This window comes from Citrobacter sp. CK189 (assembly GCF_030333505.1).
In the GTDB taxonomy this organism is placed as follows: domain Bacteria; phylum Pseudomonadota; class Gammaproteobacteria; order Enterobacterales; family Enterobacteriaceae; genus Citrobacter_B; species Citrobacter_B koseri.
In genome coordinates, this window is the sequence record NZ_JAOWFV010000032.1 from 127,692 (window position 1) to 154,150 (window position 26,459).

27 protein-coding genes are annotated in these 26,459 nt (G+C 55.6%); 17 read left to right on the forward strand and 10 right to left on the reverse strand.

Translation table 11 applies throughout. From position 1 onward, the window contains the following. Positions 1–8: 8 nt before the first annotated feature. Positions 9–1,394 (reverse strand): cysteine--tRNA ligase, encoded by a 1,386-nt coding sequence (gene cysS, locus OGV83_RS02080; RefSeq protein ID WP_049011837.1) that lies wholly within the window; start codon positions 1,392–1,394, stop codon positions 9–11. 173 nt (positions 1,395–1,567) lie between these two features. On the opposite strand from cysS, the gene ppiB reads away from it, so the two are divergent. From ppiB to mnmH, 5 genes are all read left to right on the forward strand, one after another. Beyond that, positions 1,568–2,062: a peptidylprolyl isomerase B gene (gene ppiB, locus OGV83_RS02085; RefSeq protein ID WP_003021875.1), complete on the forward strand. Its 495-nt coding sequence runs from the start codon at positions 1,568–1,570 to the stop codon at positions 2,060–2,062. 2 nt (positions 2,063–2,064) lie between these two features. Beyond that, positions 2,065–2,787 (forward strand): UDP-2,3-diacylglucosamine diphosphatase, encoded by a 723-nt coding sequence (gene lpxH / locus OGV83_RS02090; RefSeq protein WP_286463087.1) that lies wholly within the window; start codon positions 2,065–2,067, stop codon positions 2,785–2,787. A 118-nt stretch (positions 2,788–2,905) separates the two neighbouring features. Next, positions 2,906–3,415: a 5-(carboxyamino)imidazole ribonucleotide mutase gene (gene purE / locus OGV83_RS02095; protein ID WP_286463089.1), complete on the forward strand. Its 510-nt coding sequence runs from the start codon at positions 2,906–2,908 to the stop codon at positions 3,413–3,415. Next, entirely contained in the window at positions 3,412–4,479 is a 1,068-nt protein-coding gene (gene purK / locus OGV83_RS02100; RefSeq protein WP_058668724.1) for a 5-(carboxyamino)imidazole ribonucleotide synthase, read from the forward strand. Before purE ends, purK begins: the two co-directional genes overlap by 4 nt. A gap of 99 nt (positions 4,480–4,578) precedes the next feature. After that, positions 4,579–5,661, forward strand: coding sequence for a tRNA 2-selenouridine(34) synthase MnmH (gene mnmH, locus OGV83_RS02105; protein WP_286463090.1), 1,083 nt, complete (start codon positions 4,579–4,581; stop codon positions 5,659–5,661). Positions 5,662–5,722: 61 nt separating this feature from the next. Here the strand turns inward: mnmH and OGV83_RS02110 are convergent, their stop codons facing one another. The 6 genes from OGV83_RS02110 to ybbA form a co-directional block, all read right to left on the reverse strand. Next, on the reverse strand, positions 5,723–6,382 hold the full coding sequence (locus OGV83_RS02110) for a methionine ABC transporter permease (RefSeq protein WP_012133464.1): 660 nt from the start codon (positions 6,380–6,382) through the stop codon (positions 5,723–5,725). Further along, positions 6,375–7,391 (reverse strand): virulence-associated ABC transporter ATP-binding protein SfbB, encoded by a 1,017-nt coding sequence (gene sfbB / locus OGV83_RS02115; protein WP_071259857.1) that lies wholly within the window; start codon positions 7,389–7,391, stop codon positions 6,375–6,377. Before sfbB ends, OGV83_RS02110 begins: the two co-directional genes overlap by 8 nt. Before the next feature lie 62 nt (positions 7,392–7,453). Then, positions 7,454–8,284 (reverse strand): MetQ/NlpA family ABC transporter substrate-binding protein, encoded by an 831-nt coding sequence (locus OGV83_RS02120; protein ID WP_286463091.1) that lies wholly within the window; start codon positions 8,282–8,284, stop codon positions 7,454–7,456. Between the two features lie 291 nt (positions 8,285–8,575). Next, on the reverse strand, positions 8,576–9,718 hold the full coding sequence (locus OGV83_RS02125) for a porin (protein ID WP_024130578.1): 1,143 nt from the start codon (positions 9,716–9,718) through the stop codon (positions 8,576–8,578). Positions 9,719–10,020: 302 nt separating this feature from the next. Beyond that, positions 10,021–12,435, reverse strand: a complete 2,415-nt coding sequence (gene ybbP / locus OGV83_RS02130) for a putative ABC transporter permease subunit YbbP (protein ID WP_286463094.1) — start codon at positions 12,433–12,435, stop codon at positions 10,021–10,023. Further along, positions 12,432–13,118 (reverse strand): putative ABC transporter ATP-binding protein YbbA, encoded by a 687-nt coding sequence (gene ybbA, locus OGV83_RS02135; protein ID WP_012133471.1) that lies wholly within the window; start codon positions 13,116–13,118, stop codon positions 12,432–12,434. Before ybbA ends, ybbP begins: the two co-directional genes overlap by 4 nt. On the opposite strand from ybbA, the gene tesA reads away from it, so the two are divergent. The 3 genes from tesA to OGV83_RS02150 are packed head-to-tail and all read left to right on the forward strand — an operon-like array spanning position 13,089 to position 15,426. Beyond that, on the forward strand, positions 13,089–13,712 hold the full coding sequence (gene tesA / locus OGV83_RS02140; RefSeq protein ID WP_024130579.1) for a multifunctional acyl-CoA thioesterase I/protease I/lysophospholipase L1: 624 nt from the start codon (positions 13,089–13,091) through the stop codon (positions 13,710–13,712). The two genes, ybbA and tesA, sit on opposite strands and share 30 nt — an antisense overlap. Before the next feature lie 28 nt (positions 13,713–13,740). Continuing rightward, entirely contained in the window at positions 13,741–14,511 is a 771-nt protein-coding gene (locus OGV83_RS02145) for an SDR family oxidoreductase (RefSeq protein ID WP_049009020.1), read from the forward strand. 60 nt (positions 14,512–14,571) lie between these two features. Further along, complete coding sequence (locus OGV83_RS02150) at positions 14,572–15,426, forward strand: co-chaperone YbbN (RefSeq protein ID WP_058668720.1); 855 nt, start codon at positions 14,572–14,574, stop codon at positions 15,424–15,426. Positions 15,427–15,498: 72 nt separating this feature from the next. On the opposite strand, the gene fetB is transcribed toward OGV83_RS02150, so the two are convergent. Together fetB and fetA are read right to left on the reverse strand one after the other, a co-directional pair. Then, positions 15,499–16,278: an iron efflux ABC transporter permease subunit FetB gene (gene fetB, locus OGV83_RS02155; protein WP_286463096.1), complete on the reverse strand. Its 780-nt coding sequence runs from the start codon at positions 16,276–16,278 to the stop codon at positions 15,499–15,501. Further along, positions 16,265–16,942: an iron efflux ABC transporter ATP-binding subunit FetA gene (gene fetA / locus OGV83_RS02160; RefSeq protein WP_115614996.1), complete on the reverse strand. Its 678-nt coding sequence runs from the start codon at positions 16,940–16,942 to the stop codon at positions 16,265–16,267. The genes fetB and fetA overlap by 14 nt, the downstream gene beginning before the upstream one ends. Before the next feature lie 149 nt (positions 16,943–17,091). Between fetA and OGV83_RS02165 the strand changes: the two genes are divergently transcribed. Continuing rightward, entirely contained in the window at positions 17,092–18,009 is a 918-nt protein-coding gene (locus OGV83_RS02165; protein ID WP_012133477.1) for an SPFH domain-containing protein, read from the forward strand. Next, positions 18,006–18,458 (forward strand): NfeD family protein, encoded by a 453-nt coding sequence (locus OGV83_RS02170; protein WP_012133478.1) that lies wholly within the window; start codon positions 18,006–18,008, stop codon positions 18,456–18,458. The genes OGV83_RS02165 and OGV83_RS02170 overlap by 4 nt, the downstream gene beginning before the upstream one ends. Here the strand turns inward: OGV83_RS02170 and cueR are convergent, their stop codons facing one another. Further along, positions 18,459–18,875, reverse strand: a complete 417-nt coding sequence (cueR, locus tag OGV83_RS02175; protein WP_012133479.1) for a Cu(I)-responsive transcriptional regulator — start codon at positions 18,873–18,875, stop codon at positions 18,459–18,461. 283 nt (positions 18,876–19,158) lie between these two features. Here cueR and OGV83_RS02180 point away from each other — a divergent pair, with 283 nt between their 5' ends. Genes OGV83_RS02180 through OGV83_RS02210 form a run of 7 tightly spaced genes read left to right on the forward strand, consistent with a single transcriptional unit; the run spans position 19,159 to position 26,410 of the window. Beyond that, positions 19,159–21,285, forward strand: a complete 2,127-nt coding sequence (locus OGV83_RS02180; RefSeq protein WP_012133480.1) for a TonB-dependent receptor — start codon at positions 19,159–19,161, stop codon at positions 21,283–21,285. Positions 21,286–21,287: 2 nt separating this feature from the next. Further along, the gene (locus tag OGV83_RS02185; protein WP_049010046.1) at positions 21,288–22,112 is read left to right on the forward strand and encodes a heme/hemin ABC transporter substrate-binding protein; all 825 of its coding nucleotides are present in this window, start codon (positions 21,288–21,290) and stop codon (positions 22,110–22,112) included. Between the two features lie 20 nt (positions 22,113–22,132). Beyond that, entirely contained in the window at positions 22,133–23,470 is a 1,338-nt protein-coding gene (gene hutW / locus OGV83_RS02190) for a heme anaerobic degradation radical SAM methyltransferase ChuW/HutW (RefSeq protein ID WP_047458361.1), read from the forward strand. A gap of 12 nt (positions 23,471–23,482) precedes the next feature. Continuing rightward, complete coding sequence (gene hutX, locus OGV83_RS02195; RefSeq protein WP_012133483.1) at positions 23,483–23,977, forward strand: heme utilization cystosolic carrier protein HutX; 495 nt, start codon at positions 23,483–23,485, stop codon at positions 23,975–23,977. Beyond that, the gene (chuY, locus tag OGV83_RS02200; protein WP_112002138.1) at positions 23,977–24,600 is read left to right on the forward strand and encodes an anaerobilin reductase; all 624 of its coding nucleotides are present in this window, start codon (positions 23,977–23,979) and stop codon (positions 24,598–24,600) included. The genes hutX and chuY overlap by 1 nt, the downstream gene beginning before the upstream one ends. Before the next feature lie 50 nt (positions 24,601–24,650). Further along, positions 24,651–25,643, forward strand: a complete 993-nt coding sequence (locus tag OGV83_RS02205) for a FecCD family ABC transporter permease (protein ID WP_049008811.1) — start codon at positions 24,651–24,653, stop codon at positions 25,641–25,643. Then, on the forward strand, positions 25,640–26,410 hold the full coding sequence (locus tag OGV83_RS02210; protein WP_012133486.1) for a heme ABC transporter ATP-binding protein: 771 nt from the start codon (positions 25,640–25,642) through the stop codon (positions 26,408–26,410). The genes OGV83_RS02205 and OGV83_RS02210 overlap by 4 nt, the downstream gene beginning before the upstream one ends. The last annotated feature ends 49 nt before the right edge of the window (positions 26,411–26,459 follow it).

The window sequence follows — 26,459 nt, forward strand, 5'->3', positions numbered from 1 at the left end:
CAATGACGTTATTTACGGCGCCAGGTTGTCCCTTGCGGACCATCTTCCAGCACGATGCCCATCTCATTCAGACGGTCACGCGCCGCATCCGCCGCCGCCCAGTCTTTGGCTTTACGCGCATCCAGACGCTGTTGAATTAACGCTTCGATTTCAGCCACTTCGCCGTCATCCGCCTGCGCTCCGCTTTGCAGGAACGCTTCCGGCTCCTGCTCCAGCAGCCCCAGTACGCCGGAAATTTTACGCAGATGTGACGCCATCGCATTCGCGGCAGCCATATCCTCACTCTTCAGACGGTTCACCTCACGCGCCATATCAAACAGCACGGAGTAGGCTTCCGGCGTGTTGAAATCGTCGTTCATTGCCTCCACAAAACGCGCTTCAAACGCTTCGCCGCCCGCAGGCGCAACGGTTTTGTCCGTTCCGCGCAGCGCGGTGTACAGACGCTCCAGGGCGGAGCGCGCCTGCTTGAGGTTCTCTTCGCTGTAGTTGAGCTGGCTACGATAGTGGCCGGACATCAGGAAGTAACGAACGGTTTCCGCGTCGTAGTATTTCAGCACATCGCGCACGGTAAAGAAGTTGCCCAGCGATTTCGACATCTTCTCACGATCCACCATCACCATGCCGGAGTGCATCCAGTAGTTCACATACTCGCCGTCGTGCGCGCAGGTAGACTGGGCGATTTCGTTCTCATGGTGCGGGAACATCAAGTCGGAACCGCCGCCATGAATATCAAAATGGTTGCCCAGCTGTTTGCAGTTCATGGCGGAACATTCAATGTGCCAACCCGGACGACCCGCGCCCCACGGCGACGGCCAGCTCGGTTCGCCCTCTTTGGACATCTTCCACAGCACGAAGTCCATCGGGTTGTGTTTTACGTCAACGACGTCAACGCGGGCGCCCGCCTGTAGCTGTTCCAGATCCTGGCGCGACAGCTGACCGTAGTTCGGGTCGGTCGGCACGTCGAACATCACGTCGCCATTGTCCGCCACATAAGCGTGACCTTTGGCGATCAGCTGTTCGGTGATCTCAATAATTTCGGCGATATGGTGCGTTGCACGCGGCTCCAGATCCGGGCGCAGAATATTCAGCGCATCAAAATCTTTGTGCATCTCCGCAATCATACGATCGACCAGCGCGACAAAGCTTTCACCGTTTTCGTTCGCCCGTTTAATGATCTTGTCGTCGATATCGGTAATGTTACGCACGTACTTCAGCGTATAACCGAGGAAACGCAAATAGCGCGCGACGACGTCGAAGGCGACAAACGTACGCCCGTGACCGATATGACAGAGGTCGTAAACGGTAATACCACACACGTACATGCCGACTTCCCCGGCATGAATAGGTTTGAATTCCTCTTTTTGGCGCGTCAGTGTATTAAAGATTTTTAACATCGAAGATTCCGTATAGACGTGTGTGGGTAATAATATCCGTATGATACATATTATTCGTAATCGAAGCAGCACACTTTGCGAGGTGATCGCAGCGTGCGGTTATGCTATAACACCCCCCTATATGTGACCCTTATCGGGGTCGAAGCACCACTATATCGGAACAGGATGCAAAAATGGTTACTTTCCACACTAATCACGGCGATATCGTAATCAAAACGTTTGATGACAAAGCGCCTGAAACAGTTAAAAACTTCCTGGACTACTGCCGCGAAGGTTTTTACAACAACACCATTTTCCACCGTGTTATTAACGGTTTCATGATTCAGGGCGGCGGTTTTGAACCTGGCATGAAGCAGAAAGCGACCAAAGAAGCGATCAAAAACGAAGCCAACAACGGTCTGAAAAACACCCGTGGCACGCTGGCAATGGCGCGTACTCAGGCTCCACACTCCGCAACGGCGCAGTTCTTTATCAACGTGGCCGACAACGACTTCCTGAACTTCTCTGGCGAAAGCATGCAGGGCTGGGGCTACTGCGTATTCGCTGAAGTCGTGGAAGGCATGGACGTGGTTGATAAAATCAAAGGCGTATCAACAGGCCGCAGCGGTATGCATCAGGACGTGCCGAAAGAAGACGTTATCATCGAAAACGTGACCGTCAGCGAGTAATCGTGGCGACACTGTTTATTGCAGACCTTCACCTCTGCACGGAAGAACCGGCGATCACCGCCGGTTTTCTGCGTTTTTTAGCCGGTGACGCGCGCCTGGCCGATGCGCTGTACATTCTTGGCGACCTTTTCGAAGCCTGGATAGGCGACGACGATCCCAACCCGCTGCACCGCGAAATGGCCGCAGCCATTAAAGCCGTTGTAGATTCCGGCGTTCCCTGCTTCTTTATTCACGGTAACCGTGATTTTTTGATCGGCAAACGCTTTGCCCGTGAAAGTGGAATGACGCTATTGCCGCAGGAAAAGGTGCTCGACCTCTATGGCCGTCGCGTATTGATTATGCACGGCGACACGCTCTGCACCGACGATGCCGGTTACCAGGCGTTTCGCGCCAAAGTTCACAAACCCTGGCTACAGACGCTGTTCCTCGCCCTGCCGCTGTTTATCCGCAATCGTATTGCCGCCAGAATGCGCGCAGGCAGCAAAGCCGCCAACAGCAGCAAGTCACTGGAGATCATGGACGTTAATCCACAGGCCGTGGTGGCCGAAATGGAAAAACACCATGTGCAATGGCTGATTCATGGTCATACTCATCGCCCGGACGTTCACAAACTGAGCGCTAACGGCAAACCCGCGTTCCGCGTTGTTTTAGGCGCCTGGCACAGCGAAGGGTCGATGGTAAAAGTCACGCCGGATGACGTTGAGCTTCTCCATTTCCCGTTTTAACCTCGCCCGTGAATTGACGACGTCATAAGGTACGCAACCGTTTTCCTTGGCGTATTTCCGTGCTATTCTCTGTGCCCTCAAAAGCCGAGAGTTGTGCACCACAGGAGTTTTAAGACGCATGTCTTCCCGCAATAATCCGGCGCGTGTCGCCATCGTGATGGGGTCCAAAAGCGACTGGGCTACCATGCAGTTTGCCGCCGAAATCTTCGATATCCTGAACGTTCCACACCACGTTGAAGTGGTTTCCGCACACCGCACCCCCGATAAGCTGTTCAGCTTCGCCGAAAGCGCCGAAGAGAAGGGTTATCTGGTGATTATTGCCGGTGCTGGCGGCGCGGCGCATCTGCCGGGAATGATTGCGGCAAAAACGCTGGTGCCGGTACTGGGCGTACCGGTGCAAAGCGCTGCGCTGAGCGGCGTGGACAGCCTCTACTCTATCGTCCAGATGCCGCGCGGCATTCCGGTCGGCACGCTGGCGATCGGCAAAGCGGGCGCGGCGAACGCGGCGTTACTGGCAGCGCAAATTCTGGCGACACACGATAAAGACCTGCGCCAACGCCTGGCGGACTGGCGTAAAGCCCAGACCGATGAGGTGCTTGAGAATCCCGACCCACGAGGTGCGGCATGAAGCAGGTCTGCGTACTGGGTAACGGCCAGCTAGGACGGATGCTGCGTCAGGCGGGCGAACCGTTGGGCATCACCGTCTGGCCTGTCGGGCTGGACGCGGAACCTACCGCCGTCCCGGTTCAACAAAGCGTGATCACAGCGGAAATCGAACGCTGGCCGGAAACCGCGCTGACCCGCGAACTGGCGCGCCACCCGGCTTTCGTCAACCGCGACGTTTTCCCGATTATTGCCGACCGCCTGACGCAAAAGCAGCTTTTTGACAAACTCTCGCTGGCGACGGCGCCCTGGCAGTTGCTGGCAAGCCGGGACGAGTGGCCATCCGTATTTGCGCGTCTGGGCGAACTGGCTATCGTCAAACGGCGCGTTGGCGGTTACGACGGCCGTGGGCAGTGGCGTTTACGCGCGGATGAAACCGCTCAGTTCCCGGACGACGGTTACGGCGAGTGCATTGTTGAACAGGGCATTAACTTCTCTGGCGAAGTGTCGTTAGTCGGCGCACGCGCCCATGACGGCAGCACCGTGTTCTACCCGCTGACGCACAACCTGCACCAGGACGGGATTCTGCGCACCAGCGTAGCGTTCCCGCAGGCCAACGCGAAACAGCAGGAACAGGCGGAAGCCATGCTCTCCGCCATCATGCATGAACTGGGTTATGTCGGCGTCATGGCGATGGAGTGTTTTATCACGCCGGAAGGGTTGCTCATCAACGAACTGGCGCCGCGGGTACACAACAGCGGGCACTGGACGCAAAACGGCGCCAGCATCAGCCAGTTTGAGCTGCATCTGCGCGCGATCACCGGCCTGCCGTTACCGTCACCGGTCGTGGACAGCCCGTCCGTGATGGTGAACCTGATTGGCAGCGCTCTGAATTATGACTGGCTGAAACTGCCGCTGGTGCATCTGCACTGGTACGACAAAGAGGTTCGCGAGGGGCGTAAAGTGGGCCACCTGAACCTGACCGACAGCGATACCGATCGCTTAAGCGCAACGCTGGAAGCCTTAGTTCCCTTGCTGCCGCCGGAATACGCCAGCGGCATCATCTGGGCGCAAAGTAAGCTTAAGTAATACATAAAATGCCGGGAAAGGAATCTTATCCTTTTCCGGCTCCTCCTTCAGCGCGTAAAATCCCCGTCATTGCCGTTTGTTTTTTTTCAGGATTCCACAATGAACGATGGGACGGACTATCGCGCCATTCTGGCGGCCGATACGCCTTTAATCGACGTTCGCGCGCCGATAGAATTTACGCAGGGCGCCATGCCCACTGCGATTAACCTGCCCTTAATGAATAATGAAGAACGCGCGGCAGTCGGCACCTGTTACAAACGCCAGGGGCCGGAAGCGGCACTGGCGTTGGGCCATAAACTCGTTGCCGGCGACGAGCGTCAACGGCGGCTGGAGGCCTGGCGAAAAGCCTGTATTCAACATCCACGGGGTTATCTCTGCTGCGCGCGCGGCGGTCAGCGTTCGCATATCGTACAACAATGGCTACATGAGTCCGGCGTGGATTATCCGCTGATCCAGGGCGGTTACAAAGCGCTCCGCCAGGCGGCCATGCACATCACCGACACGCTGGTACAAAAACCCATGATCTTAATTGGCGGCTGTACCGGCAGCGGAAAAACACAGCTGGTTCGACAGCAGCCGAACGGCGTGGATCTGGAAGGGCTGGCGCATCATCGCGGTTCGTCATTCGGCCGCACGCTGAAGCCGCAGCTGAGTCAGGCCAGTTTTGAAAACCAGCTCGCCGTGGAGATGTTGAAAACCGACGCCCGTCAGGAGTTGCAGATGTGGGTGCTGGAAGACGAAGGCCGGATGATTGGCGCAAATCATCTGCCCGAATGTCTGCGCGAACGCATGGCGCAGGCATCCATTGCGGTTGTGGACGATCCGTTCGAGCTGCGTCTGGAACGGCTGCGCGAAGAGTATTTTATCCGCATGCATCGCGACTTCACCCATGCCTGCGGAGAAGAAGATGGCTGGCAGGCGTACAGCGACTATCTGCATCATGGGCTTTCCGCCATTCAGCGCCGCCTTGGTTTGCAGCGTTTTAAAGAGCTGACGGTAAAACTAGACGCTGCGCTGGCCATGCAGCAGGCCAGCGGCAGTACCGACGGGCATCTGGCCTGGCTGGTGCCGCTCCTCAACGAATACTACGATCCGATGTATCGCTATCAACTAGAAAAGAAAGCCGCGAAAATCGTCTTTCGCGGCATATGGCGGGACGTTGCACAGTGGCTTCAAAGCTAGCGATTGCTGGCATTCTGCCGGATGGCGGCTAACGCCTTATCCGGCCTACAAATATTATGCCCTAATGTCTGTCGCGTTTATCGGCGCGTTTCGCCAGCCAGTCGCCGAGCATCTGTACAACCTGCACCAGAATAATCAACGCGACTACGGTGACAATCATCACCTGGGTTTCGTAGCGGTAATAACCGTAGCGAATCGCCAGGTCGCCGACCCCGCCGCCGCCGACAATCCCGGCCATCGCGGAATAGCCAATCAGACTCACCAGCGTGATGGTCAGCCCGCGTAGCAGACCGGCGCTGGCCTCTGGCAGCAGTACGGTGCAGATAATGCGCATCGGGCTGGCGCCGAACGCTTCTGCCGCTTCGATAATCCCTTTATCCACCTCACGCAGCGCGCTATCAACCAGACGCGCATAGAACGCTATCGCCGCAACAGAGAGAGGGACGGAGGCGGCAATCGGCCCGATGGTATTGCCGAGCAAAAATTGCGTAAGCGGCAACAGCAGCACCAGCAAAATCACGAACGGCACCGAGCGGATAATGTTCACCAGAACCGAACTCACCAGATACACGAAGCGATTCTGCCAGAACAGATTCCGGTCGGTGACAAAGATAAGGAAGCCGAGCGGCAGCCCGCCGACAACCGCCAGCACCGTTGAAATGCTCAGCATTTGAAAGGTTTCATTGAACGCCAGCGTTAAATCCGGCAGTAAATCATCCACGAATCACCTCCACCTGCGCAGTACGTTGCCGAATATGCGCTACCGCGGCATCCACCGCTGACGGGTTGTGCGGCGCAGTCAGTTGCACCACTAAAATCCCCAACGCGCGTTCACCGATATATTCAATTTTGCCGTGCAGAATGTTCACCGCTACGCCGAACTTCACCGCCACATCAGACAACACCGGCTGCTCTGCCGAATCACCGATAAACAGAATTTTCAGTAACTGTCCGGGCAAATGCTGGCGCAGACGTTCCGGTAACGTCAGATTGAGGGTGTGCGACACCAGCTGCTGTGTGAAAGCGTGCTGCGGATGCGCGAAAACATCAAACACGTCGCCCGACTCCACCACTTTGCCGCCGGACATCACCGCCACGCGATCGCAGATGGACTTGATCACATTCATCTCATGGGTGATCAGCACGATCGTGATCCCCAGCTGTTCGTTAATCTGTTTGAGCAGCGCCAGAATGGTCGCTGACGTTTCCAGATCCAGCGCGGAAGTCGGTTCGTCGCAGAGCAGTACATCTGGATGGTTGGCGATCGCGCGGGCAATCCCCACTCGCTGCTTTTGACCGCCGCTAAGCTGTACCGGAAAGCGGTTCGCCTTATCCGCCAGCCCGACCAGCGCCAGAATTTCGGCGACGCGCGGGGCGATCTTGCTGCGCTCCCATCCGGCGGATTTCAGGCTGAAAGCGACGTTTTGCGCCACCGTGCGGGTATGCATCAGATTAAAGTGCTGGAAAATCATCCCAATACGCTGGCGGGCTTTACGCAGACTCGCCCCTTCCAGCGCAGAGATCGCCACACCGTTCACTTTCACGCTTCCCTGACTCGGGCGCGTTAAGGCATTAAGGGTACGCAGCAGCGTACTTTTCCCCGCGCCGCTGGTGCCGACAATGCCAAAAATTTCGCCCGCCGCTATCCGCAGGCTGACGTCATCCACCGCGCGGGTCGATGCGCCACGGCCTGCCGTAAAATCCACGCAGACCTTTTCAATCTCAATCATGCTCACCTCAGAAATGCGAAAAGGGCAGTCGCCGCTGCCCCGTTAATTCCCTTGCGCAGCGATTATTTGTCTGCGGTCATCCATTCCGGCTTCTGGAAGGCGCTGTAAATATTCTTCGGATCGTCAATGACCGCACGGTAGGCCGGAGATTTCACCGCATCGACAATATCTTTCGCGAACGGCTTGTCGGCATCCTCACTGCGTACGGCAATGATATTTTTCAGGTTTTCATCCAGTTGCTCTTGTTTTAGCGCGCTGGAAAGATCCAGCCCCGCCGCAACGGCGAAATTACCGTTAACCAGCGCGCCGGTCACGCCATCCAGCGTGCGCGGCAGCTGCGCCGCTTCCAGCGGTTTAAACACCAGCCCTTTCGGGTTGCTGGCGATATCACGCTCGGAGGCTTTCGTCGGGTCGATATTGTCTTTAATGGTGATAAGACCGATTGATTGCAGGAAACGCAGACCGCGCGCCAGATTGGTCGGGTCATTCGACAGGGTAATAATGTCCCCTTTCTTCAGCTCGTCCAGGCTATTGATTTTACGGGAATAGAACCCCATTCCGGCCGTCGGCACGACGATCAGCTTCGTCAGTTTCAGCCCTTTATCGGCGGTGAATTTTTCAAAATAGAGCGTGTGCTGGAACAGGTTAGCGTCAATGCTGCCGTTGGATAACGCCATGTTTGGCTGAACATAGTCGCTAAATTCGCGCACCACGACCTTGTAGCCTTTCTCTTTCAGCGTTGGCGCGATGGCCTGTTTGACCATATCGCCATACGGACCCGGCGCGACGCCGAATACAATAGTCTGTGGATCGCTACTAGCATGAGCAAATTGCAGGCCGCAGGCCAGCAAAAGCGCCCCGGCGGCAACGCGTAAACTCTGACGCAGTCCCATAACTTCTCCCTTTTAAATGTTGTGATGCAGTGCAGTACGCCGTGCGATGCGACGTTGTTCATTTGGGCCTGAATACAAGGCTATTTGTTAACATGACACAGTTCACAACCTGTTGTCCTTGAAATTATTTCATGATGTTGCAGAGTATGTCGTTGAAAGGGGATGGGAAGAAATGAAAAAGCCGGATAGCGGCATAAGTGCCTTATCCGGCCTGGACGCTCTATTATTACGCTGCACTCGTAGGCCCGATTAGCGCAAGCGCCATCGGGCATTCGGTTTGGCAGGCGTCAATTAGAAGTCGTAACGCAGACGAACCAGGTTCATATCGCCCAGATCGTCGGTGCTGGAGGTGAATACGTGTTCGTAATCCACGCGGAAACCATAATCCAGTTGGAAGCTAATACCGACGCCATTATCAATACGCTGGTAGTTACGGCCGTTCACATATTCAATACGGTCACCCATAAAGTACGGCTGGATAGATTTCACCGCATACTGGTTGATCGGGAATTTATAACCGGCAAAGTATTCAATACCCCATGCGTCGCCCGCAAAGTAGTCATGCGCGTCTACGCGTTTGGTGGTCATGAAGTTCTGATACCAGCCGCCGCCCAGCGCGAAAGTCCAGTTATCCGGCGTCCAGCTAAGCGCAGTACCAACGATATTTTGATCGTAGTCTTTACCGTCGCCGCCGTTACCTGGGCGCATTTCCGCACGCGTATAGTTCCACGCCGTACCCCAGGTCAGATCGTCCGTGATGTGGTAATCCGCACCCAGAGAACCGCCGCCTTTACGCTTGTAGCGCAGGCCGTTGTTCGGGTTGTAATCATCGCTGAACAGATAAGACGCGTAGAGATCGACGTCGCCAACTGTTTTCTTATACTTCAGGGATTTACGGGTACGATAAGAACCGTCGTAGTCGCCGTTGATACCGTTGCCTGGCGCCTGACCAATCATGTCATAGTCCCAGATATCGGTTTTCACGCCAACCACATCATAATAAACGCTGTTCTGTTGACCGAAAGTCAGCGTACCCCAGGTATCGCTTTTCAGGCCGGTGTACAGCATACGACGAGTGGTGTCGTTCGCGCCGTCTGCGTAGTGATTATCCCAGTTGAACATCGCCGGGAAGTTAACGCCCAGCTCGTAGTAGCTGACCCAGCTAATGTCATCAAACAGATAGTAATCAGCCGCGAAACGGAAACGGGTGCCGCCATCGAAGCCATTACGTTTGTAACCATTTTTACCGTCGTCGCCAGCCATATTCTGGAACTGAGGACGAATACTGCCGCCAACGGTGAAGTTAAGACGGCTCAGCGGATTACCCGCCTGTGGATCTTGTTTCAGAACAGTGATTTCCGCCTGAGATGCGAAAGACGTTAATGCCACTGCCGCGCCGATCGATGCCGCCAGCGCTGTTTTTTTTATTGTCATTATATTTTCCTTGATAGATTTACCCGCCATTATTCGCACTGCCGGCAAAATACCGGCAACGTAAAAAACAACGGGCATAGCCCGCTAACTATTTAGCAATTAAATATTAACTGGTATTAATCCTGTCGTGTTGGCGGGTTTTTAATGTTTTGTGCTACTAAAAATCGAGGGGTTAACAATTCGTGCCACATAGGGAGTACACACCAGTATAAACACCGGTGCGTAATCATCACGTATATAAATTATATTATTAAAACTACACACCGGTATAAAAACCGGTGTGTGATCATCACATCTATAAATTAATTATTAAATTGGCGAAATAACGCTTTGCCTTTTAACAGACGCGCGCCGAGCCATCCGCCGCATAATGAAAGTAATAATGCGCCGCAGACGGGCAAAATAATCCACACGCGCCAGTCCGGTTCCCACGGAAAATCGAACACCTGACTTTGCAGCACCGCCAGCGCAGTTTCCGCGCCGATCGCCGCCACCAGCCCGGAGACCATACCCAGCATGGCAAATTCACACCAGAGCGTGGTGCGCAGCAGTTTTTTACCCGCGCCTAAGGTGCGCCAGACCACCAGTTCCTGATGACGTTGACGCATTCCGACCTGAACCTGCGCCAGTAACAACAGCATGCCGCAGGCCGTGACCAGCACCACCATCACCTCCAGCGCCCGGCTGACTTGCTCCAGCACCTGACCGACCTGTTTCAGGATCGCGCCGATATCCAGCAGGCTGATGGTCGGGAACTCGCGATTAAGCTGCGTCAGCATGCCGTTGCCATTTTCCCAACGGAAGCTGGTAAGCCAGCTCTGTGGCTGCCCGTCCAGCGCGCCGGAGGGGAAGATAAAGAAGAAGTTAGGCCGCAGACTTTCCCAGTCTACTTTGCGCAGGCTGCTGACCGTCGCGCTAAAGTCCTGGGTATCGCCCATAAAGGTCACGCGATCGCCGAGTTGTATATTCAGCCGCTTCGCCAGCCCTTCCTCTATCGAGACCTCTCCCGCTTTTGGCGGCCAGCTTCCGGCGGTAATCGGGTTATGATCCGGGCGCGTATCCTGCCACGTCAGATTCAGCTCACGGTTAAGCGCTTCGTCCTGATTTCCTTCGGTCGGCAGACCATTAATCTCCGTCAGTCGCGCCCGCACGATCGGGAAGAATGCCTCCGGGATCACCTGATGCTCAGACAGGAAGGCTTTCAGCGGCACCACCTGTTCAGAAGCGATATTGATGAGGAAATAGTTCGGACTTTCCGGCGGCAGTTGTTGTTGCCAGCGATCCAGCAGATCGCCGCGCAGCACCAGCAGAAGCGCCAGCAGCATAAAGGAGAGCGAAAAAGCCGAGAGCTGGCTTAACGTGGACCACGGCTGGCGCAGCAGTCGGCTTACGGCCAGGCGCAGAGGCAGCGATGTCAACGTCATACCGCGCAGCACGTTCAACAGCATCCAGCCCAGTACACCGCAAAGTAGCGCCAGCACCACCGCACCGGCCAGCACCGCCCACAGCAACATGCTGCCGCCCATCAACCCCGCGAGCAGCGCGACGACAACAACCGTGACCACCGGAAGATACACCTTCAGCGGCCAGACACGCGCAACCACATCACGCCGCAGCACACGCAACGGCTGCGTCGCCAGCAGCAGACGATACGGACGCAGTCCAACCAGCAAAGAAATGATGATCATCGTTCCCAGCGCCCACAGCCACGGCCAGAGGCTGGCTGGCGGCAGAACGGCGGGTAACACCGGTTTAAGCAGCACCATTAGCACGTTCTCGAACAGCAACCCAATGGCTCCTCCCGTCACGGCGGAAAGAGCCAGTAGCATCCCCCACTGCCCGACGATCAGCCTGCGCAGTTGCGCCCTGCCCGCCCCCAGCGTTTTGAGGATCGCAATCAGATCGTAGCGGCTACGGCAGTAGTGGCTCATCGCCACCGCCACGGCCGCTACAGCTAACAGCAACGTTAACAGCGCCGACAGCAGCAGGAACTGCTGCGAGCGTTCAAGCGATTTGCCCAGCGCGCCTTCATCTTGTTCCAGCCCGTACCAGCGATGTTCAGGCTTAAGCTGCGGCAATAGCCACTTTTCATAGCCGTCCAGCTGCTGCGGCGTACCGCCAAACTTATAACGCCACGTCACGCGACTTCCCGGCTGTACTGCGCCCGTTTTTTCAACATCCGCAATGTGCATCATCAGGCGTGGCGCCATCTGGAAAGGGTTAAACCCGGAATCCGGCTCCTGTACCACCTCGCCAGCAATACGCAGCGTGGCGTCGCCGACGTCGATGCTGTCACCCGTTTTCAGGTTGAGGAGCGCCATCAGTCTTGGCGCCAGCAACACGGAACCCGGCTGCGGTTTTAACCCCGGCGGATTCGTTTGCAGCTCACCGTACATCGGATAAACGTCATCCACCGCTTTGACGCTGGCCAGCTGCGGCGTATCGTCCGCGAAGGTCATGGTGGCGAAGGTCATCTGTTCGCCCACTTTCAGACCGCGTTTGCGCGCCTCATCGATCCACGCCAGCGGCACTTCGCGCGAACTGCGCAGCGCCCGGTCTCCGGCCATAAAATCACGGCTTTGCTGACTTAAACCCTTTTCCATGCGGTCGCTGATATTGCCCAGCGCCAGCACGCAGGCCACCGCCAGACTCAGCGCCAGCCAGACAATCAGTAAGGAAGGTGAGCGCCATTCGCGCCAGAACCAGCGTGCAATCATGCCTCCTCCTGCAACTGCCCATCCACCAGGCGTAATCGCCGGTCGCAACGCGCCGCCAGCTGCGGGTCGTGCGTCACCAGAATCAGGGTGGTGCCATGTTCGCGATTAAGCGAAAACAGCAGATCGGCGATTTTATCCCCGGTCTGCCGGTCAAGGTTTCCCGTCGGTTCATCGGCAAACAGCACGTCTGGCCGCCCGTTGAACGCTCTCGCCAGCGCCACACGCTGCTGCTCGCCGCCGGAAAGCTGAGCCGGAAGATGATCAAGACGTTTCCCCAGGCCTAACTGTTCCAGCAACGCTTTCGCGCCATCGCGGCTTTTCCCGCTGTTCTCCCCCCGCAGCAAGGCGGGCAGTTCAACGTTTTCCAGGGCATTCAGCGTAGGAATCAACATAAAAGACTGGAAAACAAAGCCGACATGCTGCGCGCGCAGCTGCGCCCGCGCCTCTTCATCCATCGTGTGCAGAGACTGCCCGACCAGATTCACCTCGCCGCTGCTGCCATCATCCAGCCCGGCCAGAATCGCCAGCAGCGTCGATTTCCCCGATCCTGACTCGCCGATCAGCGCAATAGTCTCGGCGCGTTTGACAACCAGTTCAACTCCGGTAAGGATGGAAAGCTCATGCTCACCCTGACCGACGGACTTCTTAAGACGATGAACTTCAACAATGTTTTCCGCTGGCATTTGCCCTTCCTGTTTCTGGTCCTGTTAACGTTCCGCGCCGCCGCAGCGGACACGTTATTAATTCTGGGTGACAGCCTGAGCGCCGGATACCGCATGTCCGCCAGCGCGGCCTGGCCTGCGCTGCTTAACGACAAATGGCAGGACAAAACGCCGGTCATCAATGCCAGCATTAGCGGCGACACCTCGCAGCAAGGCCTGGCGCGTCTGCCTGCGCTGCTGAAGCAGCATCAGCCCCGCTGGGTTCTGGTCGAGCTTGGCGGCAATGACGGCCTGCGCGGTTTTCAACCTCAGCAAACCGAGCAAACCCTGCGTAAAATCCTGCTGGATGTGAAGGCCGCAAACGCCGAACCGTTGCTCATGCAAATTCGTCTGCCCGCAAACTATGGTCGCCGTTATAATGAAACCTTTAGCGCCATCTACCCACGGCTTGCCAAAGAGTTTGATATTCCGCTTCTGCCCTTTTTTATGGAAGAGGTTTATCTGAAACCACAATGGATGCAGGACGACGGTATTCATCCTAATCGCGACGCCCAGCCGTTTATTGCTGACTGGATGGCGCAACAACTAACCCCATTAGTTAACCACGACTCGTAAATCAACGGAGATCCTGACAGGTAAAGTTATGCAAAAATCGGTCTTAATTACAGGATGTTCCAGCGGAATCGGTCTGGAAAGCGCTCTTGAACTGAAACGTCAGGGTTTTCAAATTCTGGCAGGTTGCCGTAAACCCGATGACGTCACGCGGATGAACAGCATGGGATTCACCGGCGTGCTGATCGACCTCGACTCGCCGGAAAGCGTGGATCGCGCCGCAGACGACGTGATCGCCCTGACCGATAATCGTTTATATGGGATCTTTAACAATGCCGGATACGGCGTGTATGGCCCGCTTACCACTATCAGCCGCGCGCAGATGGAGCAGCAGTTTTCCGCCAATTTCTTTGGCGCGCACCAGCTCACTATGCGCCTGCTCCCTGCTATGCTGCCGTACGGCGAAGGGCGTATTGTGATGACCTCATCCGTAATGGGGCTGATCTCCACGCCAGGGCGCGGCGCCTATGCCGCCAGCAAATATGCGCTGGAAGCCTGGTCTGATGCGCTGCGCATGGAGCTGCGCCACACGGGGATTAAGGTCAGCCTGATCGAACCCGGCCCAATTCGTACCCGGTTTACCGATAACGTCAGCCAGACCCAGAGCGACAAACCGGTAGAAAATCCGGGAATTGCCGCGCGTTTTACGCTCGGGCCGGAAGCCGTTGTCGCTAAAGTCCGCCATGCTTTTGAGAGCGACAAACCGAAATTACGCTACCCGGTTACGATGGTGACGTGGGCGGTCACGCTGCTGAAGCGCGTGCTGCCGGGACGCGCGATGGACAAAATTTTGCAGGGTTGAGTTGAAGCGCGCGCGTCAGCCCCCATGTAAAAGAGAACCAGACATAAAGAGAGTGACTCCATGTCCGTACAAAATATTGTCAATATTAACGAATCTAACCTGCAACAGACCCTCGAACAGTCGATGACCACCCCGGTTCTGTTCTATTTTTGGTCTGAACGCAGCCAGCATTGTCTGCAACTGACGCCGGTGCTGGAAAGCCTTGCCGCACAGTACAACGGCCAGTTTATCCTCGCGAAGCTTGACTGCGACGCCGAGCAGATGATCGCCTCCCAGTTTGGCTTGCGCGCTATTCCTACCGTGTATCTGTTCCAGAACGGTCAGCCGGTCGACGGCTTCCAGGGGCCGCAGCCGGAAGAAGCGATTCGCGCGCTGCTCGACAAAGTGCTGCCGCGTGAAGAAGAGCTGAAAGCGCAGCAGGCGATGCAACTGATGCAGGAAGGCAACTACATTGAAGCGCTGCCGCTGCTGAAAGACGCCTGGCAGCTCTCTCATCAGAACGGCGAGATCGGCCTGCTGCTGGCGGAAACCCAGATTGCCCTCAACCGTACGGAAGACGCCGAAGCCGTGCTGAAAACCATTCCGTTACAGGATCAGGACACCCGCTATCAGGGTCTGGTCGCGCAGATTGATTTACTGAAACAGGCGGCCGACACCCCGGAAATCCAGCAACTGCAACAGCAGGTTGCGGACAATCCAGAAGATGCGGCGCTGGCGGCGCAACTGGCGCTGCAACTGCATCAGGTCGGGCGTAACGAAGAGGCGCTGGAGTTATTGTTCAGCCATTTGAAGAAAGATCTCGCCGCCGCAGACGGTCAGGCACGAAAAACGTTCCAGGAGATCCTCGCCGCGTTAGGCACCGGCGATGCGCTGGCGTCGAAATTCCGCCGCCAGCTGTACGCGCTGTTGTACTAATCCGCTGCATTTTGCCCGATGGCGCTACGCTTATCGGGCCTACAAACGCTAAAAATACCGATCCCTCCGGCATCACATCTTCTTTAAATGCGTCACCACCAGTTGGTGGCGCGAATTATAGAATTTCCGGTAGGTTAAATAGCAGGCGATAATGGTCGACAGGCTTGCTGTGGATAGCAGCATAAAAGTCACCATTATCTGATACTTAATCGCTTTTACCGGATCGATACCGGCAAAAATCAACCCGGACATCATCCCCGGTAAGCTCACCAGCCCAACCGTTTTTGCCGAATCAATGGTCGGGATCAGCGACGCGCGAATACTGTCGCGAATAAGCCCCGCAGACGCCGTTTTCGGCGTTGCGCCCAGACTGAGCTTCTCCTGAATTTGCTGCTGCTCGCTGCTGAATCGCTGGCCCAGATTGTTGTAGCACAGCCCTACCGCCACCATCGCGTTACCCGCAATCATGCCGGAAATTGGGATCACCTGCATCGGCGTAAACTCGATAGATCCTGACAATACCAGTACCGCCAGCGTCAGCCCCGCTCCGGTCGTAATCGCAATAAACGACGAGGTAAACGCTTTATCAATATATTTACTGCGTTTTTGCGCGTTATACGCCGCGTTAAAACAGATAAACAGCACCATCAATAATGTCAGGATGGAGTGATTGACGCCAAAAATGTATTTCAGAACATAGCCGACGATAACAAGCTGGATTACCGCCCGGGCAACGCTCCAGAGAATATCTTTTTCCAGTGCCAGTTTCTCTTTGTGGCTAATCAGAATAGCCACAACCACCAGCATCATCGATAACGCCAGCGACTCATTCGTTATATTATGCTCGTTCATAGGTAGCTTCCTGCATTTCTCCGGCATGAGGCTGAAGCGTAATCACATTATCCGCATGATTAATTTCATCTTTATCGTGAGTTACCCACAGCACGGCAATATTTTTATCGCGAACATAGCGATGAATAATGTCATTCACATTCTCTTTATTGCGCTCATCCAGCGCACTGGTGATCTCATCCAGCAGCAGAACCTGCGGCATAAACTGTAAATTACGGATCAATGAGATACGTTGTTTTTCCCCGCCGGAAAGCGCCGTAATGTTTTTCTGTAAAATGGTTTCCGGTAGCTCAAACTGCGCCAGATCGGCGAGAAAAGCCTTCGGTTCCGGCGTTTTGTTGCGGATCTGCCAGGGGAAAATCAGGTTGTCATACACCGTATCGCCAAACAGCACTGGCGTCTGGGCACAATAAGAGACCTGCTGGCGGTAAGTTTCGGGCTTAAGCGTGGCAATCTCTTCGCCTTCGAACAGGATATCCCCCGTATCCGGGCTGATTAATGACGCCACAATCTTTAGCAATGTGCTTTTACCGCACCCGGATGGGCCGGTAATCAGTTTAAATTCCCCGGCATTCAGCATGAAACTGATGTTATTGAGAATTTTCGTGGCGCCAGCCTGGTATCCCACCTTTCTTAGCTGGAGCAAAGGGCTGCTCTCTTTCATCTCACATCCATTTTTCACATCTTTAAAGTAAACAGTGTATCCCTGTAATTTATAAGAGGGGAACTCACTTTGATTAATCGGGTATAATTTGATTAAACAGACCGCAAAGACCGTTTTTTTACATGGACAGCACGACAGGAGGTTTATCAATGCTTATTTTTATCCCTATTCTCATTTTCGTGGCGTTGGTGATAGTCGGCGCAGGCGTCAAAATTGTCCCACAGGGATACCAGTGGACCGTGGAGCGTTTTGGCCGTTACACCAAAACCCTGCAACCAGGCCTGAGCCTGGTGGTGCCGTTTATGGACAGAATTGGTCGCAAGATCAATATGATGGAACAGGTACTCGATATCCCGTCGCAGGAGGTTATCTCAAAAGATAACGCCAACGTCACCATTGACGCAGTGTGCTTTATTCAGGTTATCGACGCTCCGCGCGCGGCCTATGAAGTCAGCAATCTTGAGCTGGCCATTATCAACCTCACCATGACCAACATCCGTACCGTACTGGGGTCAATGGAGCTGGATGAAATGCTTTCCCAGCGCGACAGCATCAACACGCGCCTGTTGCACATTGTCGATGAGGCCACCAATCCCTGGGGCGTCAAGGTTACGCGTATTGAGATCCGCGATGTTCGTCCACCGGCGGAATTGATTTCATCCATGAACGCCCAGATGAAAGCAGAGCGTACCAAACGCGCCTACATTCTGGAGGCGGAAGGGGTGCGCCAGGCTGAAATTCTGAAAGCTGAGGGTGAAAAACAGTCGCAGATCCTGAAAGCGGAAGGCGAACGCCAGTCTGCCTTCTTACAGGCTGAAGCGCGTGAACGTTCCGCCGAAGCGGAAGCCCGCGCCACCCAGATGGTCTCTGAAGCGATCGCCGCCGGGGATATTCAGGCGGTGAACTACTTCGTGGCGCAGAAATACACCGAAGCGTTGCAGCAGATTGGTTCGTCGGGCAACAGTAAGGTTGTCATGATGCCGCTGGACGCCAGCAGTCTGATGGGCTCCATTGCCGGGATCACCGAACTTATCAAGGACAGCACCAGCGAACGGAACAAATCATGATAGCGATGATTCTGGTTCACCCGCATATTTTCTGGCTGAGTCTTGGTGGGCTACTGCTGGCCGCCGAGATGCTGGGAGGGAACGGCTACCTGCTGTGGAGCGGTGTCGCCGCCGTGATTACTGGCCTGGTGGTCTGGCTGGTGCCGCTCGGCTGGGAGTGGCAAGGCGTTATGTTCGCCGTATTGACGCTGCTGGCGGCCTGGCTGTGGTGGAAGTGGCTGGCACGGCGCGTGCGTGAGCAAAAACCGGCTGACAGTCACCTTAATCAACGCGGGAAACAGCTGGTAGGCCACCGCTTTATTCTGGAAACCGCGCTGGTCAACGGACGCGGCCACATGCGCGTCGGCGACAGCTCCTGGCCCGTCAGCGCCGACGCGGATCTGAGCGCCGGAACGCAGGTGGAGGTGATTGCCATCGAAGGGATAACGTTGCGCATTAGGGCCGTGTGATCAACGGCGGGCTTTACCCTTGTGATGACAGCAGCCGGAAAGATTATCAATGATCGGGCAATCGGCGCTGTCATCACCCGGGCATGACTCCGCCAGGGTCAGTAATTGCGTGCGCATAGCCTGCAATTCGCTGATGTGGCGTTCAATCTCAGCGACCTTTTCCAGCGTACGTTTTTTCACATCTGCGCTATGGCGCCCCGGATCGTTAAACAAATTCACCAGTTCACCGCACTCTTCCAGGTTAAAACCGACCTGACGCGCCTGACGCAACAGCGTTAACTCGTTTAAATGCTGCTGGCTGTAAGTGCGGTATCCGTTTTCACTGCGCAGCGGCGGCGTCACCAGCCCTTTCTCTTCATAAAATCGAATAGCCTTGCTGGTTAAGCCTGTTTTTTTCGCAACATCGCTAATATTCACATCTCCCCCCCGCAGAGCATGTTGATGCCGAAGCTCATTATAACCCACATCGCCCCCATGCTATCACGGGGTGGAATGCCCCTGGCGCCTGTGCAATAAATCCTTAGCAATCCTACCGTTATGTGCGATCTCGCTCACACTTATGGCTGTCTTGCTTGCAACATATTGATACAGATCAAAGGTGCATTAATTATACACCTTTCAACCTTGAACTTGTGGATACATCTTCTATATAAACGCGAATGATAATGATGATCATTTACATACTCATAAAGGTTCTCACATGTTGCCACGGATTAGCCAACGGCCATTTATTCTTTCGGCCCTGACATTATGCGTTTCAGGTGCTGTTTCAGCAGCCACGACAACTACAGCACAACATCATAAAGTATCGGATGACGACACGTTAATCGTCACCGCTAACCGCTCAGAAAGTAGCCTTTGGGAAAGCCCGGCCACGATTCAGGTTATCGACCGCCAGGCCATACAGAATTCCACCAGCGTGTCGATTGCGGACGACCTACAGGACATCCCCGGCGTTGAGGTTACTGATAACTCTCTGGCAGGACGCAAACAGATCCGCATTCGCGGCGAAGCCTCTTCACGCGTATTAATTTTGATTGACGGCCAGGTCGTCAGCTATCAGCGCGCCGGGCAAAACTACGGCGCCGGCTTGCTCATTGATGAATCGTCGCTTGAGCGTATTGAAATCGTTAAAGGCCCCTACTCGGTACTCTATGGCTCGCAGGCCATCGGCGGCGTGGTGAACTTTATTACGAAAAAAGGCGGCGATAAGCCGCTCGGCGGAAGCGTCAAAGCCGTTTACAACTCCGCGACCGCAGGCTGGGAGGAGTCGGCCGCCGCCTGGGGCAGCATCGGCAACTTCGACTACCGCATTAACGGCAGTTATTCCGATCAGGGCAACCGCGACACGCCTGACGGCAGATTGCCCAACACCAATTTCCGCAACAACAGCCAGGGCGTCTGGCTTGGCTACAATCTCGATCGCCATAAATTTGGACTATCACTCGATCGCTACAAAACGTCTACCCAAACCTGGATTAGCGATGCGGATAACCAGTATGACGAATTCAGCGTCCGAATTCCGAAACTGGAACGCGAAAAGGTCGGCGTTTTCTATGACTATGATGCCGATGGCGATTACCTGAAAAAAATCCACCTCGACGCTTACAGCCAGACCATTGAGCGTAAATTTGAGAATCGGGTAAAAACCACCCAGGTCATCCCAAGCCCGATGATTCAGGCGCTGACAGTCAGTAATCAGACCAACACCAATGATAAACAGTACACGCAGGGTGTGACGTTACAGAGCAACTTCTCACTGCCAGCGAACAACGAACTGGTTATCGGGACGCAGTATCAGCACGACAAAGTGAAGCAGGACACCAATAGCAGCACGCGTCAGACAGCGGCAACCGGCGTCTTCGATATCCAGACCAATACCCTGTCACATATTGAGGCTGAACAAGGTAACGCCTCAATATTTGCGCAAAACGACTGGCGTTTTGCCGATGACTGGACCTGGACCGTCGGCGCACGTCAGTACTGGCTCTCTTCTAAACTGAACCGTAGCGACAGTCTGAGCGGCACAACCTGGCAGTCATCCGGTGGAAAGTCAGCGCATGACGATGAGTTAGTCACCTCAACCAGCCTGCGTTACTCCGGTTTTGATAATCTTGAGCTACGCGCAGCCTATGCTCAGGGATATGTCTTCCCGACGCTGGTTCAGTTGTTTATGCAAACGTCTGCGGGCGGCAGAATCACCTATGGCAATCCTGACCTGAAGGCTGAGCACTCCAATAACTATGAACTGGGTGCGCGTTACAAAGGCAATATGTGGCTGATTGACGGGGCGATTTACTACTCCGAAGCCAAAGACTATATCGCCAGTCTCGCCTGTTCAGGGCAAGCAATTTGTAATGGCAGCAGCACCTCATCCTACTACTACGACAATATCGACCGCGCCAAAACCTGGGGGATGGAGCTGACGGCGGAATACAACGCCTGGGCCGTATCGCCTTATCTGAGCGGCAACCTGATTCGTCGTCAGTATGAAGGCGACGTGCAGAAAACCTGGGATACCGGCGAACCGATGCTGACAGGCCGCGCAGGTCTGAAACACACGCTGCTGCTCAATGCCGCGAATATCACTTCCGATCTCTTCATCCGTGCGGCATCCAGCGCCAAAGACAACACGGGAGAGACTGAAATTCGCTATCCGGGCTGGGCGACGCTTAACCTCGCCTTTAATACCGAGTTTGGTCCGCAGGATCAGTATCAGGTCAATCTGGCGCTGAACAACCTGACCGATAAACGTTACCAGACCGCTCATGAATCCATTCCAGCGGCGGGCTTTAACGCAGCGATTGGTTTTGCGTGGAATTTCTGACGATGAAGAGACTTGTCATTGGCTTACTGGCGCTGGTTAGCGCCTTCAGCGTGCAGGCGGCCGAACGACTGGTGGTGGCGGGCGGTTCTCTCAGCGAGCTTATTTTTGCGATGGGCATCGGCGATCGCGTTGTCGGGGTGGATGAAACCACCTCTTATCCCCCCGAAACCGCTGCACTGCCGCATATTGGCTACTGGAAGCAACTGAACAGTGAAGGCATTTTATCGCTGCGCCCGGACAGCTTTATTACCTGGCAGGACGCGGGCCCGCATATTGTGCTGGAGCAGTTGCGCACCCAAAAAGTCAACGTTGTCACCCTGCCGCGCGTTCCGGCCACCGTTGACCAGATGTATGCCAATATTCATGCCCTGGCGAACACACTCCAGGTTCCTGAGCAGGGCGACGCGCTGGTTAACCACATTCGCCAGCGGCTGGATCGTGTGCAGGACAGCGTGAAGGCGAAAGGCGCGCCGGTTAAGGCGATGTTTATTCTTTCTGCGGGGGGCAGCGCCCCGCAGATCGCCGGTAAGGGCAGCGTCGCTGACGCGATTCTGACCCTCGCAGGCGCGCAGAATGTCGCCCAGCATGCGCAATATAAAAGTTACAGCGCGGAATCGCTGATTGCGGCAAACCCGCAGGTGATTGTTGTGACATCACAGATGGTCGAGGGCGACATCAATCGCCTGCGCGCCATTGCCGGTATCACCCATACCTCCGCCTGGAAAAATCAGCGGATCGTCGCCATTGATCAGGCGTTGATTCTGGGGATGGGTCCCCGCGTCGCTGACGCCGTTGAAACTCTGCACCAGCAACTCTGGCCTCATTAAATGGATTTGGCATTACAATTATGAATACTCAACACACGCTGGATCTCACTCCACATTTCGCGCTGGAGGGGAACCAGCCCTTTAAGGATCGTCGGGCCACGATGCCGTGGCGTGGTGCGATTCCTGTTGCAAAAGAGCAATTGTCGCAAACCTGGCAGAACGTCATCAGCCAGACCGTTCCACCGCGCAAAAGACTGGTGTATTTACATATCCCTTTTTGCGCAACCCACTGTACTTTCTGCGGTTTTTATCAGAACCGCTTTGAAGAGGATCACTGCGCACGCTATACCGACGCCCTGCTACGTGAAATAGAGATGGAAGCCGACAGCACGCTGCACCAGTCAGCGCCCATTCATGCGGTGTATTTCGGCGGCGGAACGCCGTCTGCGCTGTCGGCCAGGGATCTGGCCAGGATCATCACCACGCTGCGTGAAAAACTGCCGCTGGCGCCGGATTGCGAAATCACTATCGAAGGTCGGGTGCTCAACTTTGATGATGCCCGCGTTGATGCCTGTCTTGATGCGGGCGCCAATCGGTTTTCTATCGGCATTCAGTCTTTCAACAGCAAGATCCGCAAGAAAATGGCGCGCACCTCGGACGGCCCAACCGCCATCGCCTTTATGAACGGCCTGGTGCGGCGGGATCGCGCCGCCGTGGTGTGCGATCTGCTGTTCGGCCTGCCCGGTCAGGATGCCGCCCTGTGGGGCGAAGATCTGGCGATAGCCCGCGATATCGGGCTGGATGGGATCGATCTGTATGCGCTGAATTTGCTTCCCAATACGCCGCTCGGTAAAGCGGTTGAAAGTGGCCGGACGACCGTTCCTTCCCCCTCAGCGCGTCGCGACCTCTACCTTCAGGGCTGCGATTTTATGGATAGCGCGGGCTGGCGTTGCATCAGCAACAGCCACTGGGCGCGTACCACTCGAGAACGCAACCTGTACAACCTGCTGATCAAGCAAGGCGCTGACTGCCTCGCCTTCGGCTCCGGCGCAGGCGGTTCGGTCAACGGCTATTCCTGGATGGTGGAGAGAAACCTTTCCACCTGGCATGAAACTATCGCCGCCGGGAAAAAACCGTTAATGATGATGATGCGTACCGCCGAACGCGGCTTTCAGTGGCGCCATACGTTACAGGCGGGGATTGAAACGGCGCGCGTACCGCTTGATGAACTGACGCCTCACGCGGAGCAACTGATTCCATTACTGACCCAATGGCACAACGCGGGGCTGACCCGCGATGCGTCAACCTGCCTGCGTCTGACCAACGAAGGACGCTTCTGGGCAAGCAATATTTTGCAGTCTCTTGACGAGCTGATTCAGGAACTTAACGCACCGCGCATCGCGGTAGATAAACCATAAAAGGAGTAACTTATGAGCCATGTCTCTTTACAGGATTTTTTGCGCACTGAGCCGGACGGAACGCTGGAAGCGATCGCCGCACAGTACAACACCACGCTTTTAGACGTAGTCAAAAACCTGCCCTCTCATACCCTGGTCAGCGGCGATAAATTCGATACCGTCTGGGACACCGTCAGCGAATGGGGCAAAGTCACAACCCTGGTGCACACCGCCGATGTCATTCTCGAATTTACCGGTGAACTGCCCTCCGGCTTCCATCGTCACGGTTATTTCAATCTGCGCGGTAAAAAAGGCATGACCGGCCATATCAAAGCGGAAAACTGCACGCACATCGCCTTAGTGGAGCGCAAATTTATGGGCATGGACACCGCGTCTATTCTGTTCCTCAACCAGGCGGGCAGCGCCATGTTTAAAGTCTTCCTCGGTCGCGACGAGCATCGTCAGCTACTGGGCGAACAGGTTGACGCCTTCCGCACACTGGCCTCCTCTCTGAAGGAAAACGCCTGATGACACCGTGGTTACTTTTCGGTGCCGGCGGTACGGGCGTGGGTGCCAGAACGCTTGAACTCGCGCTGACGCAACAGCGCCCGGTCGTTGCCGTGATTCGTCACCCGGAAACCGCGGCCCTTTTGCAAAGCAAAGGCGTTCAGGTATTTATTGGCGATGCCTGCGACGCAAGCGTCGTGTCCTGCGCCTGCCATGCCGCAGGGCCGGAGGCGCTTGTCATTTCATCAATGGGGGGAAACCAGGATTATCTGGCGCACAGAACCGTTATTGATGAAGCCGAAAAAGTGGGCATCAAACGCATGATTCTGGTGACGTCGCTGGGATGCGGCGACAGTTGGGCATTTTTATCCCCTCGCGCGAAAGCCGCATTCGGCCAGGCCGTGCGGGAAAAAACGCTGGCGGAAAGTTGGCTGCAAACCAGTCAGCTGGATTATGCCATCCTGCGGCCTGGCGGTTTACTGAATGGCGATGCGACAGGTAAAGCGCAGCGCTACCAGGGACAGGAGTGCCACGGGTTTGTGATGCGTGCGGATGTCGCCGCCCATATTCATGAACTGGCCTGCGCGCCTGCGCTTAACAATCAGATCTACAGTCTGGTTGAGCCTGAACTAAAGCCGGTGTGATCCCCTCGCGGCGCGGACATCCGCGCCGCAATGACGTTATGGAGATTCGAGTGTTCAAGGATTCACTCTCTTCCCTCAGTGTATTGACGGGGCTTTCACTCTTGCTGATCGCACTGGTGCTGTTCGGCGCCAGCCAGGGGGCGCTGAACATCAGCTTCAGCGCGCTGTTTAACCAAGAGTACCGGGATATCTGGCTGAACATCCGTTTGCCCCGCGTTCTGTTGGCCGTGCTGGTTGGCGGCGCGCTGGCGACGGCGGGCGTGATCATGCAGGGACTTTTTCGCAACCCGATGGCCGATCCGGGGTTGCTCGGCGTCAGCAGCGGCTCTGCGTTAATGGTCGGCGTCGCGATCGTTTTCCCTCTTTCGTTGCCCGTCGTTCTGGCGCTCTATGAACAGATGATCTTTGCCGTCGCCGGCAGCGTGGTGGTCTGCGCGGTTATTTTTCTGATCAGCCTGCGCCACGCTCACGGCGGCATGATGCAACTGCTGCTGGCCGGGATTGCGATTAACGCGCTGTGCGGGGCGGCTATCGGCATACTGAGCTATGTTGGCGACGAACAGCAATTACGTCAGTTGACGCTATGGATGATGGGCAGCCTCGGCCAGGCGCAGTGGCCGACGCTACTGGTGGCCAGTTCGTTCGCGCTGCCCGCCATCGCCGCCACCGCCTGTCTTTCCGGGACGCTGAACCTGCTGCAATTAGGGGATGAAGAGGCGCACTATCTGGGGGTAAACGTAAAGCGTAAACGTCAGCAGCTGTTGTTGCTCAGCTCCCTGCTGGTGGGCGCTGCCGTTTCGGTAAGCGGCGTGATTGGCTTTATCGGTCTGGTGGTTCCCCATTTAATTCGCATGATCATCGGCGCAGACCATCGCTGGCTCATTCCCTGCTCTACACTTGCAGGGGCATGTTTGCTCCTGGTTGCCGACACGCTGGCACGCACGCTGGTACAGCCTGCGGAGATGCCGGTCGGCCTTCTGACCAGCCTGATTGGCGGCCCCTGGTTCCTGTGGCTCATTCTGAACAGCCGGAGGGTGGTATGATTGATGCCCAAAATCTGGTTTACAGCATTCATGGACGCCGTTTAACGGATAATGTTTCGCTGACTCTGCCTGGTGGTGAAATCGTCGCTATTCTAGGGCCGAATGGCGCCGGGAAATCCACGCTGCTGCGCCAGCTTACCGGGTATCTGAAACCCGACTCTGGTCGCTGTACGCTTCTGGGCAAGCCGCTGACCGAATGGCCGCTGACGGAACTGGCGAAGACCCGCGCGGTGATGCGCCAGAACAGCCATATGGCGTTCCCGTTCAGCGTTCGGGAAGTCATTCGCATGGGCAGGCATCCTCATCGGACGCATAATCCACGCGATGAAACCGAGCACATCATGGCGTTGTGCGATTGCAGCCAGCTGGCCTCGCGTGATTATCGGCAGTTGTCGGGCGGCGAACAGCAGCGGGTACAGCTGGCGCGCCTGCTGGTTCAGCTCTGGGAACCCGAGCCCTCGCCCAAATGGCTGTTTCTGGATGAACCCACCTCCGCGCTGGATATTCACCACCAGCAGCATCTTTTCCGTCTGCTGCGCCAACTGGTGCGTGAACGGCAGTTCAACGTCTGCTGCGTGCTGCACGATCTCAATCTTGCCGCACGCTATGCCGACCGGGTGGTGCTGATGGCAAATGGCCGCCTTATTGATAACGGCAGGCCGCAGGAGGTGCTGAAACAACAGGCGCTGAAAACGCTTTACGGCGCGGATATCACGGTTTTAAACGATCCATCAAATCTCTCACCGCTGATCGTCCTCGATCGGTAAAACTTGCGGAGCATCGAATGCTGATGCTCCATTTTCTGTAACAATTGCC

Excerpts from the sequence above, each read along its gene's own strand:
- OGV83_RS02180 (WP_012133480.1), top strand. The coding sequence starts at position 19,159 with ATGTTGCCACGGATTAGCCAACGGCCATTTATTCTTTCGGCCCTGACA.
- ybbA (WP_012133471.1), bottom strand. The coding sequence starts at position 13,118 with ATGCCAGCGGAAAACATTGTTGAAGTTCATCGTCTTAAGAAGTCCGTC.
- ppiB (WP_003021875.1), top strand. The coding sequence starts at position 1,568 with ATGGTTACTTTCCACACTAATCACGGCGATATCGTAATCAAAACGTTT.
- purK (WP_058668724.1), top strand. The coding sequence starts at position 3,412 with ATGAAGCAGGTCTGCGTACTGGGTAACGGCCAGCTAGGACGGATGCTG.
- OGV83_RS02210 (WP_012133486.1), top strand. The coding sequence starts at position 25,640 with ATGATTGATGCCCAAAATCTGGTTTACAGCATTCATGGACGCCGTTTA.
- tesA (WP_024130579.1), top strand. The coding sequence starts at position 13,089 with ATGAACTTCAACAATGTTTTCCGCTGGCATTTGCCCTTCCTGTTTCTG.
- OGV83_RS02125 (WP_024130578.1), bottom strand. The coding sequence starts at position 9,718 with ATGACAATAAAAAAAACAGCGCTGGCGGCATCGATCGGCGCGGCAGTG.
- ybbP (WP_286463094.1), bottom strand. The coding sequence starts at position 12,435 with ATGATTGCACGCTGGTTCTGGCGCGAATGGCGCTCACCTTCCTTACTG.
- cysS (WP_049011837.1), bottom strand. The coding sequence starts at position 1,394 with ATGTTAAAAATCTTTAATACACTGACGCGCCAAAAAGAGGAATTCAAA.
- OGV83_RS02120 (WP_286463091.1), bottom strand. The coding sequence starts at position 8,284 with ATGGGACTGCGTCAGAGTTTACGCGTTGCCGCCGGGGCGCTTTTGCTG.
- chuY (WP_112002138.1), top strand. The coding sequence starts at position 23,977 with ATGACACCGTGGTTACTTTTCGGTGCCGGCGGTACGGGCGTGGGTGCC.
- fetA (WP_115614996.1), bottom strand. The coding sequence starts at position 16,942 with ATGAAAGAGAGCAGCCCTTTGCTCCAGCTAAGAAAGGTGGGATACCAG.
- OGV83_RS02145 (WP_049009020.1), top strand. The coding sequence starts at position 13,741 with ATGCAAAAATCGGTCTTAATTACAGGATGTTCCAGCGGAATCGGTCTG.
- purE (WP_286463089.1), top strand. The coding sequence starts at position 2,906 with ATGTCTTCCCGCAATAATCCGGCGCGTGTCGCCATCGTGATGGGGTCC.
- OGV83_RS02150 (WP_058668720.1), top strand. The coding sequence starts at position 14,572 with ATGTCCGTACAAAATATTGTCAATATTAACGAATCTAACCTGCAACAG.
- fetB (WP_286463096.1), bottom strand. The coding sequence starts at position 16,278 with ATGAACGAGCATAATATAACGAATGAGTCGCTGGCGTTATCGATGATG.
- sfbB (WP_071259857.1), bottom strand. The coding sequence starts at position 7,391 with ATGATTGAGATTGAAAAGGTCTGCGTGGATTTTACGGCAGGCCGTGGC.
- OGV83_RS02185 (WP_049010046.1), top strand. The coding sequence starts at position 21,288 with ATGAAGAGACTTGTCATTGGCTTACTGGCGCTGGTTAGCGCCTTCAGC.
- OGV83_RS02165 (WP_012133477.1), top strand. The coding sequence starts at position 17,092 with ATGCTTATTTTTATCCCTATTCTCATTTTCGTGGCGTTGGTGATAGTC.
- hutW (WP_047458361.1), top strand. The coding sequence starts at position 22,133 with ATGAATACTCAACACACGCTGGATCTCACTCCACATTTCGCGCTGGAG.
- mnmH (WP_286463090.1), top strand. The coding sequence starts at position 4,579 with ATGAACGATGGGACGGACTATCGCGCCATTCTGGCGGCCGATACGCCT.
- hutX (WP_012133483.1), top strand. The coding sequence starts at position 23,483 with ATGAGCCATGTCTCTTTACAGGATTTTTTGCGCACTGAGCCGGACGGA.
- OGV83_RS02170 (WP_012133478.1), top strand. The coding sequence starts at position 18,006 with ATGATAGCGATGATTCTGGTTCACCCGCATATTTTCTGGCTGAGTCTT.